14 protein-coding genes are annotated in these 14610 nt (G+C 41.8%); 9 read left to right on the forward strand and 5 right to left on the reverse strand.

Annotated elements, in window-relative coordinates; translation table 11 throughout:
* Nucleotides 1-624: 624 nt before the first annotated feature.
* From B9T38_RS09755 to def, 3 genes are all read right to left on the reverse strand, one after another.
* A complete protein-coding gene (locus B9T38_RS09755; protein ID WP_086196621.1) occupies nucleotides 625-2637 on the reverse strand; it encodes a TonB-dependent copper receptor in 2013 nt (670 codons plus the stop codon).
* A gap of 70 nt (nucleotides 2638-2707) precedes the next feature.
* Nucleotides 2708-3130: a DUF2946 family protein gene (locus tag B9T38_RS09760; protein ID WP_086196622.1), complete on the reverse strand. Its 423-nt coding sequence runs from the start codon at nucleotides 3128-3130 to the stop codon at nucleotides 2708-2710.
* A gap of 93 nt (nucleotides 3131-3223) precedes the next feature.
* Complete coding sequence (gene def, locus B9T38_RS09765) at nucleotides 3224-3754, reverse strand: peptide deformylase (RefSeq protein WP_086196623.1); 531 nt, start codon at nucleotides 3752-3754, stop codon at nucleotides 3224-3226.
* 119 nt (nucleotides 3755-3873) lie between these two features.
* On the opposite strand from def, the gene B9T38_RS09770 reads away from it, so the two are divergent.
* From B9T38_RS09770 to tsaC, 3 genes are all read left to right on the forward strand, one after another.
* On the forward strand, nucleotides 3874-5028 hold the full coding sequence (locus B9T38_RS09770; RefSeq protein ID WP_086196624.1) for a LysM peptidoglycan-binding domain-containing protein: 1155 nt from the start codon (nucleotides 3874-3876) through the stop codon (nucleotides 5026-5028).
* Between the two features lie 94 nt (nucleotides 5029-5122).
* On the forward strand, nucleotides 5123-6268 hold the full coding sequence (gene dprA / locus B9T38_RS09775; protein WP_086196625.1) for a DNA-processing protein DprA: 1146 nt from the start codon (nucleotides 5123-5125) through the stop codon (nucleotides 6266-6268).
* Between the two features lie 42 nt (nucleotides 6269-6310).
* Entirely contained in the window at nucleotides 6311-6880 is a 570-nt protein-coding gene (gene tsaC, locus B9T38_RS09780) for an L-threonylcarbamoyladenylate synthase type 1 TsaC (protein ID WP_086196626.1), read from the forward strand.
* A 418-nt stretch (nucleotides 6881-7298) separates the two neighbouring features.
* Here the strand turns inward: tsaC and B9T38_RS09785 are convergent, their stop codons facing one another.
* Nucleotides 7299-8213 (reverse strand): DMT family transporter, encoded by a 915-nt coding sequence (locus tag B9T38_RS09785; protein ID WP_086196627.1) that lies wholly within the window; start codon nucleotides 8211-8213, stop codon nucleotides 7299-7301.
* Between the two features lie 183 nt (nucleotides 8214-8396).
* Here B9T38_RS09785 and B9T38_RS09790 point away from each other — a divergent pair, with 183 nt between their 5' ends.
* The 6 genes from B9T38_RS09790 to B9T38_RS09815 all read left to right on the forward strand — a co-directional run bounded on the left by B9T38_RS09790 (nucleotide 8397) and on the right by B9T38_RS09815 (nucleotide 13216).
* Nucleotides 8397-9149, forward strand: a complete 753-nt coding sequence (locus tag B9T38_RS09790; protein WP_086196628.1) for an AraC family transcriptional regulator — start codon at nucleotides 8397-8399, stop codon at nucleotides 9147-9149.
* Nucleotides 9150-9348: 199 nt separating this feature from the next.
* Nucleotides 9349-9891: a PM1805 family lipoprotein gene (locus B9T38_RS09795; RefSeq protein WP_086196629.1), complete on the forward strand. Its 543-nt coding sequence runs from the start codon at nucleotides 9349-9351 to the stop codon at nucleotides 9889-9891.
* 151 nt (nucleotides 9892-10042) lie between these two features.
* The gene (locus B9T38_RS09800; protein WP_086196630.1) at nucleotides 10043-10588 is read left to right on the forward strand and encodes a glutathione peroxidase; all 546 of its coding nucleotides are present in this window, start codon (nucleotides 10043-10045) and stop codon (nucleotides 10586-10588) included.
* Nucleotides 10589-11076: 488 nt separating this feature from the next.
* Nucleotides 11077-11460, forward strand: coding sequence for an RcnB family protein (locus B9T38_RS09805; protein WP_086196631.1), 384 nt, complete (start codon nucleotides 11077-11079; stop codon nucleotides 11458-11460).
* A 111-nt stretch (nucleotides 11461-11571) separates the two neighbouring features.
* A complete protein-coding gene (locus B9T38_RS09810) occupies nucleotides 11572-12435 on the forward strand; it encodes an IS982 family transposase (protein ID WP_004679438.1) in 864 nt (287 codons plus the stop codon).
* A gap of 172 nt (nucleotides 12436-12607) precedes the next feature.
* Nucleotides 12608-13216, forward strand: coding sequence for a PM1805 family lipoprotein (locus tag B9T38_RS09815; protein WP_086196632.1), 609 nt, complete (start codon nucleotides 12608-12610; stop codon nucleotides 13214-13216).
* 76 nt (nucleotides 13217-13292) lie between these two features.
* Here B9T38_RS09815 and adhP read toward each other — a convergent pair whose 3' ends face one another.
* Complete coding sequence (gene adhP, locus B9T38_RS09820; RefSeq protein ID WP_086196633.1) at nucleotides 13293-14324, reverse strand: alcohol dehydrogenase AdhP; 1032 nt, start codon at nucleotides 14322-14324, stop codon at nucleotides 13293-13295.
* Nucleotides 14325-14610: the final 286 nt, after the last annotated feature.

Here is a 14610-nt window from a genome sequence, read left to right on the forward strand (position 1 = left end):
GCCAGCGTTCAATCTGAGCCATGATCAAACTCTTCAGTTTAAAATCAGTAGTAGCTTATGGCTACCAATCTTGGCTCATCAATTTTCTGACAAATATTTCTCAAATAAACTTCGAGTAATTTCTACCATCAATCAATGAAAATAATTTCGATCAATCAACCAGTAAAAATCCACACAAGTTGTTCTTCATAATCTCTTAATGATCTTCTTACTGATTCGTCACCAGCAAGCTAGGTCGGCTATATTACACTAGATATTCTCAGTGTCAATCAGTAATTCAAATTATTTTAAACTTTCTTTCTAAAACCAAATCTCAACACTTCGCGCTAAGTTGCTGTTTTATCAGAAGTTTTAATCTTCATCACCGCCGATGGATGTGCATTCTACACCATCCCTTATCCAATGCAACTCCTTTTTTAAAGCAGTTGAATCGGGTGTCTATTTTATAAACCATAAAATAAATAAGTATATGTTTTATATAATTAAATTATTTAAATAAAAATATTCATTATTTTATTTAGAAATATCACCTCAACATAAGATTATGAAAAATATAAATTTTATAAAATAAAAAACCAAAAAAGCAGGAGAATACTCCTGCTTTTTGCCTAATTTAAAGACAAATTAGAACTTCATACTCACCCGTGCCCAATAGTTACGTCCAATATTGTTAAACTGTTCATCACTATCAAAACCAAAGCCAGCACTGCCCGCTTTATTTAGATGCTCGGTATAGGTTTTATCAAGCACGTTATCAATACCGACTGACAAATCAACACCATCTCGTAAATGATAAGTTCCATTTAGGGATAAAGTGGCAAAACCTGCGCTTTCCTTAAAGTCCTTACCGACAATATTGCCTTGATTCTGGCTGATACGGCTTTGATCATCCACTATTCTCCATAATGCACCCAGAGTATAGTTGTCTTGAATATAACGTAAGTTGATACGTGCCTCTAAAGGTGCTATCTGTGGTAATGGTGTATTGTCTGTGGTATTTTCCCCCCACGCATACATTGCACTCACATCCGCCTGAATTGCATCGGTAAACTGATAACCAATACCCGCTTCTGCACCAGCAATGGTTGCATCCACATTACGTGAATCTGCTGCATTGGCCATCATACTGGTCATCTTGGTTGGATCATAAGTCATCAAGATAAAATCATTGATTAGCCCGGCATAAGCTGAAGCCCAAGTATTTAATGCACCATGCTGATGCTGATAACCTAAGTCCAATTGTAAGGTTTTTTCAGTATCTAAGCGTTTGAAGGTATGCATCGTACCTTCATAATCAGTTCTAAAAAGTTCCCAATAATCCGGCATGCGTTCAACATAGCCAAGACCAAGATAGCTTTTGGTATTATGATCTGGATGCTGGCTTTCTAAGCGCAAAAAAGCACTTGGTATGGTCTCAGTCCGCTTCACCCCTTTTGCAAGTTTTTCCACACTAACATCATCAACGCGCGCACCACCGACCAACTTATGTTGTTCAGTCATCTGATAACTTAGTTCACCAAATGCCCCATAGGAATTAAACTTCATATCTGTCTTCACGGGCATATTCATCATGGCAGAACTCATCCCACCGGCATGATGGTTTTGCTGTGAATCCACACCTGATACGAGTTGAAACTTGTCCCATTCAGTGGTCATTGCAAGACGGGTATTCAGCGTACGGCGCGTAACATTCATGGATTTATCAGCCGCAGGAACGTCTCGTAAGCTATAGTTATCCATGACATGATCGTTAAAGTTGTAATTGATTTGCCCTTCAACTTTTTTAATCACATCATTGATATTCTTTTTCTCAAATCGCAAGCCTAGACTTTCCCGGGCAAATTTAGAGCCATCCATATCACGGCCTGCATACACCACTTCACCGTCGGCTTTTCCCCCACTCAGTTCGATCCATGTATTTTCGTCCGGTGTCCAACCCAATGCGACATCGGCATTCCAGCGTTCCCAATCCGATGGAACAGTGGTGCCATCACCATCTTTATAACTATCCGACACAGAACGATTGGTATTCAGGCGGATATATTTTTTTTCATCGCCGATTGCCGTTTCCACATTCTGATCCAGACGACCATAAGAACCGAGCAGCACACTGGCCTGACCACGATAATTTTTTTCAGCCGTTAATTCTGTTTCCGGACCACGCTCAAAAATAACCGTCGCAGCCGAACCGGTATTGGCATATTGCACCGTCTGCGGTCCTTTAATCACCGAGATCCGGTCATAGCTTTCCGGGGAAATATACGACGTCGGTGAATCCATACGACTTGGGCATGCCCCGAGGTTTTCCGTACCATCGGTCAAAATTTTAATCCGTGAACCAAACATACCACGGAAGGTGACATCCCCATTGGTTCCAGCACCGCTATTGACTGAACTAAAACCGACAATACTTTGCAGATAATCTGCACCATCTGTCGCCGGAATCGGCTGGATCGGCTGTTTGGGATCGGCATGCACAATCAAACCATTGGCATCATTGCCCTGATGAGCAGTTACCACAATCGGCGCTAAGGTTTGAACAGTAGTCGTTTGTTGCTCGGCAAATACAGCCGCTGAATAACCGGCAACACAAATCGCAGCCGCAAGTGGCTGTAAAAAGAATTTTGGCTGAGCCATTTTCAATCTCACTTAAATCATAAATATAACTGTGCCTAAGTCAGTGAAGACCCGGCGTATAAAACATGGTTTAAGCGAATATTGGCGGGGCTCGCCCTTGAGGAAGAAGAAAGAGTCGCTGTAAAACAAACCAGACATGACTAAAAGTCTTCTGGAATGCCAATAAGCGTACTTGAATACGGTCTAAAACTTCTTTGACCTCCAGTTCAGGAGGCAAAACCAAATTACCGTAGACGGTACAATACTGACATTGATGATCAGCATCATGATGGCCATGTTCTACAGGCTGCTGTTGATGATCTTGATGCAACTGATGATGTACATGTGTGGATGCGGAAATGTACGATGAAGCAGGTTTTTGCAATAATGCACGCGTAATGGTTTCACAGACCGGAGCAATCTGATATTGCTTCGGCAGCAAAGGCTGTAAAAACACAGCAATCTGTAAAAATACGGCTATACAAGATAGCAGTAGACCACTACGAAAAAGCACAGGCAAATCCTAAAATTTGTCGGCGGCCAGTATAACAAAGCCCAATTTAAATTGGGCTTTTTTTTAAACTATTTAATCCGGAAATTGTATGGATTAGCGTTTCACCGCGACTTTTTCTTTTTGGCGCTGACGCACTACTTTTTCCACTTTTTCACGTGCACGTTGACGTTTTAAAGGCGATAAATAATCGACAAATAATTTACCATTTAAGTGATCCATTTCATGTTGAATACAAACAGCGAGAAGTTCGTCTGCTTCCAGCTCAAATGATTGACCCTCAAGGTTAATTGCCTCGATTTTTACACGTGACGGACGCTCAACTTTATCGTATATTTGGGGCACTGACAGACAGCCTTCTTCATAAGGCTGAGTTTCTTCAGTTAATGGCGTAACTTTGGGGTTAATAAAGACCATGGGTTGATCTTTATTTTCAGATAAATCCATGACAATCAGCTGAATATGACGATCCACCTGTGTAGCAGCCAAACCGATACCTGGGGCTTCATACATGGTTTCAAGCATATCGGCTACGAGCTGACGAATTTCATCAGTAACTTCTTCGACTGGTTTAGCAATGGTACGCAGACGGGGATCCGGGAAACTTAAAATAGGTAATAAGGCCATACGGTGTCCTCACTTATGCCATTGATCAAAAAACAAAATGAAGGAATGCTTCATCAAAAAAATGTGTGTAATATCGTTATTATAACGCAACTACATACATAATTTTAGGAATTATGATAATGAAAAAGGTTTTGAAGGGCATGCCAACTTTTAGTGCCTTGGGGTTTAAAAAACAATTGTTGGCACTTGCCGTATGTGTAAGTGTTGGGGCTGGCATGGTCAGCATTGCTGAAGCAGCACCTGCCCGTAATATCAATCCACCTGCATTAAAAGCCGGAGCACCACAAGTTTATGTGGTAAAAAAAGGCGATACTTTATGGGATATTTCCAAAAGATTTTTGAAGAATCCAGTACGTTGGCCTGAAATCTGGGCCAGCAATAAACATGTGAAAAACCCACACTGGATTTTCCCGGGCGACCGCCTGCTCATGTGTACCTATAACGGCAAACCAATTATTGGTAAAGATGAAGGTGATGGCTGTGAAGGGATTATCCGTCGTTATACCGGTGGCACTAAGTTACAACCTCAGGTTCGGGTAGAATCATTAAACAATGCCATTCCAGTCATTCCGCTGGAACACATCAAGCAGTGGTTAGAACGCAGCACCATTGTTGCACCTGAATCCATCACAGGTACGCCATACATTTTAGGCACGGCGGATCAACGTGTTCTGGCGGCTAAAGGTCAAACCGTTTATGCACGCGGTAATGGTCTGGAAGTGGGCCAACGCTATGCAGTTTACCGTGAAGGTGAACCGTATATGTTTACCGATGCAAAAGGCAAAAAATACAATGCCGGTCTTGAATTGATTCAGGTGGCATCTGGCATTGCCATCCGTGGTGAAAATGACATTACTACGCTTGAACTGACAGATACCTATAATGCTGAAGTTCGTCGTGGTGACCGTGTACTGCCCGAATATGATCCAATGCTTCCAACCTTGTTCTACCCAACCAATGCAGAAGATGTAGCTGCCGGTGGCCAAGTGGTTCGCGTGATGGGATCAATTGGCACTGCTGCAAAACACAGTGTGGTGACGATTGACCGTGGTAGTTTGCAAGGCGTTCAAGCTGGACATGTATTGACGGTGAGCCAGAAAGGCGAAGTCGTGACTGACCCGAAAACCAAAGAGCGTATTCAACTCCCTGGACAGCGCATTGGTAACATCATGGTATTCAAGAGCTTTGATAACCTGAGTTATGCCTATGTACTGGATAGCGAATTGCCAATTAAAGTGGGTGCTGGCATCCAGCCACCTCTGATGGATGAATAATCCTTCAATCAAAATAAAATAAGGCTGAGATTCAGCCTTATTTTTTAAACAATAATTTAAACAATAAAAAGAAGACATCTTTAAAGGTCTCATTATGCTCAGTTCATTAAATTCCTTGCAGCTGGATTACATTCGCGTATGGTTTCTGGTACAACACTCACTGACCAGCTTTTATAAAATCAATCAACACTATACCCATCTGGCCAAAGCAACACAGCCTGACCAAATTGAAACCTGGCAAAAACTTGGCATTCACAAAAATCATATTCAGCGGCTGCGAGATTTTCACCTTCCTGAATCACAGCGGCAATTTCAACATTGTATTGATCTGATTCAAAAACAGAGTGATTTTGTACTGTTGCAGGATGATGCATACTACCCGCAGCAACTACTGCCCTATGCCGATAGGCCGCCGATCCTGTTTGGTCAGGGCAATGTCCAAGCCCTGTTACAACCGCAAATTGCCATTGTCGGTAGCCGTAAACCCAGCAATCACGGACGCCAGGTGGCCTATGACTTTGCTTATTATCTCAGTGAAAAAGGCTTTTATATCAGCAGTGGCTTGGCACAAGGCATTGATGAAGCCGCTCATCAGGGTGCTTTGCAGCACAATCGCACCATTGCCGTGATGGGTACAGGCCTAGACCTGACCTATCCCAGTCAAAATCATCCGTTGCGACAGCAGATTCTTGCTCAGGCCGGTACGGTAATCACCGAGTTCTTGCCTGGAACCCCTCCTTTACAGCAACATTTTCCACGGCGCAACCGCATTGTCAGTGCCTTAAGCCTCGGGGTCATTGTTGCAGAAGCTGCACTGAAAAGCGGCTCTTTAATCACGGCAAAATGGGCAGCAGAACAAGGCAAATTGATCTTTGCCATTCCAGGACATATTTATAGCGAGCATCATCAAGGTTGCCATCAACTGATTCGTGAAGGTGCCATTTTAGTCGATCATCCTGAACAGTTGATTGAAGATCTAGCCCTGCCGACACAATGGCATACTCAACAGCACAGCGAACAGGCCAGCAAACTTGCCCCTTTGGATACCCAACCCGAACTGCCAGCGCATTTAAGCGTTTTGTACAATCAGCTGGACTGGGTCGGGCAACTTCTGGATGAGCTGGTCATTCAACTGCAGTTAGACATTGCCACCCTGACCAGTCAATTGATGGAACTGGAATTACTTGGCTTGTGCACCCAACAAGCTGGCATATATCTACGTTGTCGTCCAGGCAAATAAGGTTCACAATAGCGCTTTAATCAATTTGAAGAGAAAGGTCTGATGATTAGCACCTCTGTTGCCGAAGCTGCTCAATGTTTAAAACAGGGACATGTTTTAGCATATCCCACAGAGGCAGTTTGGGGCTTAGGCTGTGATCCTTTTAACGAACAAGCGTTCCTGGAAATTCTACGTTTAAAGCAACGTCCCATTGAAAAAGGGGTAATTCTCCTGGCAGCACAAATTGCACAGGTAGAACATCTGTTAAAACCGCTGACTGCGGAAATGCGCCAACAGGTCATTGATTCATGGAGTCATCGCTCTCCGACCGAACGTGCAACCACTTGGCTGTTACCCGCAGGCGATCATATTCCGGCATGGATTAAAGGCAACCATCCCAAAGTAGCGGTACGGGTCACTACCCATCCCTTATGTGTCGCACTGTGCAATGCCTTTAACGGTTTTATTGTCTCGACCAGTGCCAATCCTGCTGGAAAAAACCCTGCCCGCTCCCTTCAGGAAGCCAGCCAATATTTTTCCAGCCAAGTAGATTATTTAAATGGCGATTTAGGTTTAAGCAAAGAACCTAGCCGTATTGTGGATGCTGAAACAGGTGAAGTGATCCGCGCTTAATGCGGATCACTTTGATATAATACGGGCTGAATATTATTTTCAGGCAAAAAAAAGCTCAACCATATAGGGATGGTTGAGCATAAAAAGGATGTGCATAAATCACATCCAGAGGGTATGTAAATCTGGTTGTGAAGGTTTAAAGATTGTTAAGAATAACTTAAACATTCACGATATAAATATTATGTAATAATTAATTTCTTTATACAAATATATTATTTATCTTAAAAGACAGCTAAAAACTATCAAATATTTATCACTTTTTATTAATAATTTAAATTATCTCACTATTTTTTAATTATCTTTTAGCTAAATATCCATTTTAAATACTTTTTTAAAACTACGACTCAGACTTTATTTCCATAAAAATTAATGATAAAACCAGTTTATTTGTCTGTTTTTTAATCTGTTATTTTTACGTTTATGCATTTAATTTTGCTGTTGTTACTACCCGATCTTTCTTTTGAGCCAATAAAATACCCAATAAAATGACCAGACCACCGATGCTGTGATACACGGTCCATGCTTCACCTAACCACAGATTGGCAATAATGGCCGTACAGACCGGCATTAAATTCATAAAAATACTGGTGCGATTCGGTCCGATCATCTGTACCGCCAACATCCAGACCAAGGGTGCAATCAAAGATGGGAAAATACCGGCATACAGCACACTGCTTACATTGTGTTGATCAATTGCATCCAGCCCCAAGTATAAAACGAAGGGCAAATGGTAAAGCAGGGCAAAAATAATCTGAACATAAAGACTGATCAGCAAGGGAATCTGCAGTTGCCATTTTTTCAGGAAAACGCCATAAAACGCATAAAAAAATACTGCCAGTACCATCATGATATCGCCCGGATGTCCACCAGATTGCAGCAGATGGGTCAAATTCCCCTGAGCCATGACATAAAGCAAACCGGCAAAAGACAGCATGCTGCCTACAACAGCAAAACGGTTAGGCATGTCCTTAAGCATGAGCATGGACACAAAAATGGTAAATACCGGAATAAAGGCATTGATAATGCCCATGTTAGTCGCAGTGGTATAATGCGCTGCGCTATAGCCCAACCCTTGATACAGCACCATACCAAAAGCACCAAGAACGGCGAGCTGCTTCCAGTGTGCCAAAACTAGCTGACTTTCACGCCAGACCTTGCCCAGCATAAACGGGGTTAAGACGATAAAAGCCACCAGCCAGCGATAGAAACTGATGCTAACCGGAGAAATATAGTCCGCCACATAACGGGTTACGGTAATGTTCATCGACCAGATTAAAACTGCAAGTAATGGCAAAACAAATGCCCACCAGACTGTTTTGTGTTGCTGTGTCATGCCCTATACCATGCTTGAATGTTCAGTTTTTATTTTTACTGAAGTCTGAAATAATTATAATATCGAATTTCAGACATTAATACTGCGCTCAGGACACTGAAGCATTGGGTTGTGACGATTGAAATGACACCCAATATCTTTCAGGCATGAAAGTACGCATACATAAAGATCAAGGACATTCACATGCTCCAGCAGATTCAAAACTATATAGAAGTGGATGAATTCTTTTATCAGAAAGATGAAATTATTGCGCCACACAGTTCATTATGGGGTGATTTCAATTTTAGTTTGAATGGTATTTTGGAATATGAAATTGAAGGACAAATTTATCTGTCACCACCGAATTATGGTCTGTGGCTCCCTCCACAAACAGCACATACCTCTATCGCACTAGATGAAAAAATCACCCACTATGTCTGTATTCGAGTACATCCTTACTTATGTCAGCATTTTGCACCTTGCACCAAAACCTTAAGTATTCGCCCCTTTCTTCGGCATTTGGTGCATGAAATCTTAGAGCAAAAACAGCAGGGTATAACTACACTACATTATCAGCATTTATTACTGGTAGTGAAGGATCAACTAAAAACTGCAGCGGCATATGATCACTATTTACCGCAAACCAACCATGTTTTGCTTAAGCCGCTATTACAGCAATTGGCCAATCCACAGCTCTTTCACAAGAGTTTGCAGCAACTTCTCAGCGGCTCGCCTATGAGCGAACGACATTTACTGCGCTTGAGCCAGCAAGAATTACAATTGAGCTTATCGGAATGGCGCAATCGGGCTAAAATTTTATATGCAATCTCTCAAATTCGCCAAGGCAAGACAGTGAAAAAATTGGCCTATGAGCTGGGTTATCAGCACAGTTCCAGCTTTATTGAGTTTTTTAAACGCTATACCGAACAAACACCTGCACAACTGCGTGATATCTAATACTTACATGAACTTAAATAACTACTTTGCAATTTGCAGCAGCTTAACAACAAAAATGCCCTAGTCACGGGCTAAACTCCTATGCCATTTTGATGACAGCACTCTATTAAAGGGAGTCTCTAGCATATATTTCTTAACGTCTTTAATATTTTTTAAATAGTTAGGTCTGATGTTGTCATTGGATCTATAAGGATGCGATATGAAAACACCCTTACTGGCTTCACTCTGTGTTGCCACTCTGGCATTAACAGCCTGTGATAAAAAATCAAATGAAGCACCCGCATCGTCAGCAGCTACCAGCGCTTCCCCTGCAAGTACACAACCTGCAACCGCAGCACTGAGTACAAACAATATCAAAGATATTAAAAATGATTTAATTGAAATCCAGACCCTCTCCCAAAATCGCTCCAAAGAGGCTTTAGACTTGCAAAATAAAGCCAACCAGGCTGCGCAAAAAAATGATAAAGCCGCACTAAATACGATCATTGCAGAAATGAAAACCTATATTGCGAACTTTAACCGGGATCTGGATGCTTTAGCCCTGAAAAGTACCGAGCTAGACAAAGTACGTGGCAAAATTAAAGAATCCAATAATCTGGGTATCGAACTTGCTGAAGAAAGTATTGCCGAAAAACCGGATATGAAAAAAATTGCTGAACTGCGAGACCAGGCAACGCAATTGCAAAAAGAACTGGTCGCCGACATGCAGGCTCTGGAAAACAAAGTCAAAACCGCACAATAATGCATTGCATGATAAAAACAGGTCGATTGGCCTGTTTTTATTTACCCTGCATGAAAGATTACCATCCAGATCTCAATAAAAACTTGTCGATCGACACAATAAGCTTTAAAACAAAGCAGTCATTCACATTCAAATATTCAAGGACTTTCTCATGAGCCAATCTGTTTATGATATTCCGGTCAAGACCATTGCCGGACAGGACATCACCTTAAATCAATATGCAGGCAAAGTATTGCTGTTGGTGAATGTCGCCTCTAAATGCGGTTTAACCCCGCAATATGAAGGCTTAGAAAAACTGTATAAAGAAAAGAAAGACCAAGGACTGGAAATTTTAGGTTTTCCTGCCAATAATTTCCTGGCTCAGGAACCGGGTTCTGATGCAGAAATCCAGGAATTTTGTTCTTTAAATTATCAGGTGGATTTTCCGCTATTTTCTAAAATTTCCGTAGCAGGTGAAGATAAGCATCCGCTTTATCAAACCCTGACTCAGGCCATTCCTGAACGTATTGGCGAAGGACCTTGGTGGAAAGATCTGGTCGATTATGGCCTGACTCCAAATGAGCCGCCTGAAGTGTTATGGAACTTTGAAAAATTCCTGATCAATAAAAAAGGGGAAGTGGTGGCCCGCTTTGCACCAGACATCACAGCCGATGATCCGCGTATTGTTGATGCGATTAATGCTGAACTTGCCAAATAAAAGTATGCTCTAAACCGGCCGGTTCAGCGTGTTTAATTCAGGCTGAAGTCGGCTTTATTTTTCTCTAATCATTTTAACTTTCAAAAAACTGTCCAGACATGAAATCTGTTAAAAATGGCCAAAACCTGGCGAACGTCAGGCTATTTCTACCCCCGGTTTTTATTATCATATCGGTGCAACAACCTGCCGCATGAATGAGATGCCAGTCCAAATCATCACCAGACAAAACACACTACTGACGGATAATGAAAGCCGATTGCCCTAGCACTTTGAAAATTCCCGATCAGCCAGCAAAGGGACATCGGAGCTGGTTGTCCACAGAAATTAGCAGATTCAAATCAAGGCAGGAATTCAGAGAGTTGCATGCCATTCATGCTTCAGAGCAGGCAGCAAATTACATTTATACAATAGATTATTCACGTTTTCTCTTTAACTTAGAGGTGAAATAAAAATATCGGCTGACAGCTATTTTTAATATAGGTAAACCCATGAAAAAACTAGTACATGCTGGACTCTTTGCTTTAACCACTGCCGTGCTGGCAGCACCTGCAGCAATCGCCGCGCCACCTGCTCATGCCCATGAAAATAACAGCCATGCCCAAAATATGCATCCGGGTGACACACATGGCCAACAGCACGCTGGACAGCGTCATCATGAAGTCATACAAGATCGGGTTTTAAAACCATCCCGCGACTGGAAAGCCGGTCAAGCCCTGCCTTCACATTATTATGGTAAAGGCTATGCAATTGATCATAAGCGTTATAAAAATCTGAGTAAACCGGGCAAAAACCAGCGCTGGATTCGCGTCAATGGCGACTATGTACTGATTAACACGCTCAATCACAGTATTGTGAAAATTATGACAAATTGAGCTTAGTCATTTATGTAACCTGAGTTCGATATAAAAAAAGAGTAGAAAAAAAGCCCTGTTTTTGTAACATATTGGTTCTCAAGACAAAATGTTATAAAACAAGGCTTCTCAATGGATCATATTACCGAATTATTTTGTATTTTGGATGATTTCTGCAAAAAATTTAATGAATCTTTAGAGAAAGCTTTAATTTCTAATCAAAAAACCAGGTTGAAAAAGTCAGCTTTAAGCTTGTCTGAAGCAATGACCATTGTCATTTTATTTCATCAATCCGGTTTTAGATTCTTCAAATATTTTTATTGCCAAATGATCGTTCCATTCTGGAAATCTGCTTTTCCTAAACTGCTTAGCTACAACCGATTTATTGAAATCATGCCCCGTTGTTTGCAAGCTCTGAGTAGTTTCTTCCATCAGGTGAAAGGAAAAGATACGGGAATCAGTATCATTGACTCCACTAAATTGGTAGTTTGCCATAATCTTCGGATTAAAAGGCATCGTGTATTTAAAGGCTTGGCCGGTCGTGGAAAAAGTAGTACGGGTTGGTTTTATGGTTTTAAATTACATCTCGTTATCAATAATTTAGGTGAAATTATTAATCTCAAGCTGACATCGGGAAATGTTCATGATGTTGCTATATTAGAATCTTTAACTCAAGAATTAAAAGGGATCCTACTCGGAGACAAAGGCTATTTGAGCAAAGCAAAAGCCGAAGCTTTAGCAGCAAGAGGACTGAAAATATTGACCCCATCACGTCGGAATATGAAAAATAAACCCATCCAAACTGAAGAAGAAAAACAATTACTTTGCAGAAGAGGATTGATCGAAACAGTGAATGATCAATTAAAAAATTTACATCAACTTGAACATTCACGTCATCGTTCGGTAAATAACTTCATGGTGAATATCATGGCTGCTGTAGTGGCTTATTGTTTGAACCCCAATAAGCCAACTTTCCAAAATATGCTAAAAGGTTAAGTGGATTTCATCGAACTCAGGTTATGTAAAGTTAAGAGCGCTGCAGCGCTCTTTTTTAATAACTCAAGCGCTTATATTCAAAATATTTGTTATCACTTTGCAACAATTAGTTTTTTCTCCACATTCTGTCCCTATATTGTGATGTATTGATTGAAGCTGAAATGAAAGAGATATGAAAAAATTCATCCAAAATGCGGTTTCTCCTTTTGTGATGTTTAGTGCGGGCCTTTTGCTGATCGGTTGTGAACAAGCCAGTACACCGGATTCAACTGAAAATGAAACATCCAGCGAAGTCTCCGAACAGGTCTCTACCCCGTCAGCTACAGAAGCCTCAGCTAATAAAACGGAACTGAAAAGCGGAAACATGTTTTATATTGTCCGCGATGTTGCCGATATGCAATTGAAAACCGGTGACTATATTGAACAGCTCAAACAGAGCCAATCGGATTTAGAAGCGGCTGTTTCCAATCATGATCAGCAGCAATTACAAAGCACTGCAGAATCCTTAAAAGCCCAGTTAAAAGGTTTTGATCAGGCACTCAGCAGCTTGAACCTGAAAAGTCAGGAAATTGATTCTATTCGTCAAAATGTGATGCAGGCTAATCAGCAAGTACTAGCTACCCCGTTTTTAAATGGCGAGCTCGACTTGACTCAGGTCGATTTCAAGAAAATTGAACAACAAATGGGTACTATCCAGACGGAAATGATTAAACTGGCCGGGATGATGATTCCTGAAGGTCAGCATGATTCAGGTCCAAGTGAATCAGATCAGGAAAGTTAATCCCCCTGTAGATAAAGCCTCTAAAAATAAAGACCAATTCAGCGGTCCCGCAGAATTGGTCTGTTTAAATTGAAGATTAAAGTCTCATATCAATCACGATACGGCCATCAATTTTACCCTGCTCCATACGCTCAAAAATATCGTTAATATTCTCAAGCGGTTCTACATGGATATGCGCCTTGACCTTGCCGCGCGCTGCAATATCCAGTGCTTCTTTCAAGTCCAGACGCGTTCCGACAATCGAGCCGCGCACGGTAATCCCTTCCAGCACCATATTAAAAATCGACAAGTCAAAGGTTCCCGCTGGCAAACCGTTTAAAACCATAGTGCCACCACGACGAACAATCGCCACAGCCTGTTCAAATGCCTTTGGCGATACCGCAGTCACCAAAACACCGTGACAACCCTCACCCGTGGCTTTCATGACTTCTTCCTTGACATCCACTTTCAGGGCATTAATGGTCACATCGGCACCCAAGTTTTTGGCCAATTCCAGTTTAGAATCATCTACATCAATTGCCACCACATTAAAGCCCATGGTCTTGGCATACTGAATTGCCACATGACCTAGACCGCCAATTCCGGAAATGGCGACCCAGTCCCCGGTTTTGGCCTCAGTCATTTTCAAACCTTTATAGACTGTCACGCCAGCACATAAAATCGGAGCAATTTCCAGCAAATCGACACCTTCAGGAATCACGCCGACGTAGTCACCATCTGCCAGGCAATATTCAGCAAAACTGCCATTCACTGAATAACCCGAATTTTGCTGTTTCTTGCACAAGGTTTCCCAGCCAGCATAGCAATGATCGCAATGACCACATGCAGAATACAGCCACGGAACACCGACAATATCACCCACCTTTAAATGCTCTACACCCTCACCGACCTCAATGACTTCACCCACGCCTTCATGTCCTGGAACAAAAGGTAAAGTCGGTTTTACCGGCCAATCCCCATGCATGGCATGCAGATCGGTATGACAAACACCTGTTGCAATAATTTTCACCAGTACTTTGCCCGGACTGATTTTCGGAATTTCCAGCTCTTGTATTTGCAGCGGCTGGTTAAATGCCGTAACCACCGCGGCTTTCATTGTATTCGCCATATTGATGTTCTCCATATTATGCATACTGAGAAGACTCTTGTTAGAGGAGCCACAGCTCTACTATATCGAACAATAAATCATCAAAATGAGTGGATTTGTATCGGATTTGATCACTTTAGATGTGCTTGCCGTTCAGCAGTACAAGGGGGGGGCCGGCTCTAAAATAATTGTTTCTTAGTTTGAAGCCGATTTGAAAAAAATCCCTGGTAAGACTATAAATAACAGCAAGGGATAGCCGATCTTGCTAAAGTCGGGATTCGGGCAACGGATAAGAACTAGACATGTC

It is taken from the genome of Acinetobacter sp. ANC 4218 (assembly GCF_002135245.1).
Lineage (GTDB): Bacteria > Pseudomonadota > Gammaproteobacteria > Pseudomonadales > Moraxellaceae > Acinetobacter.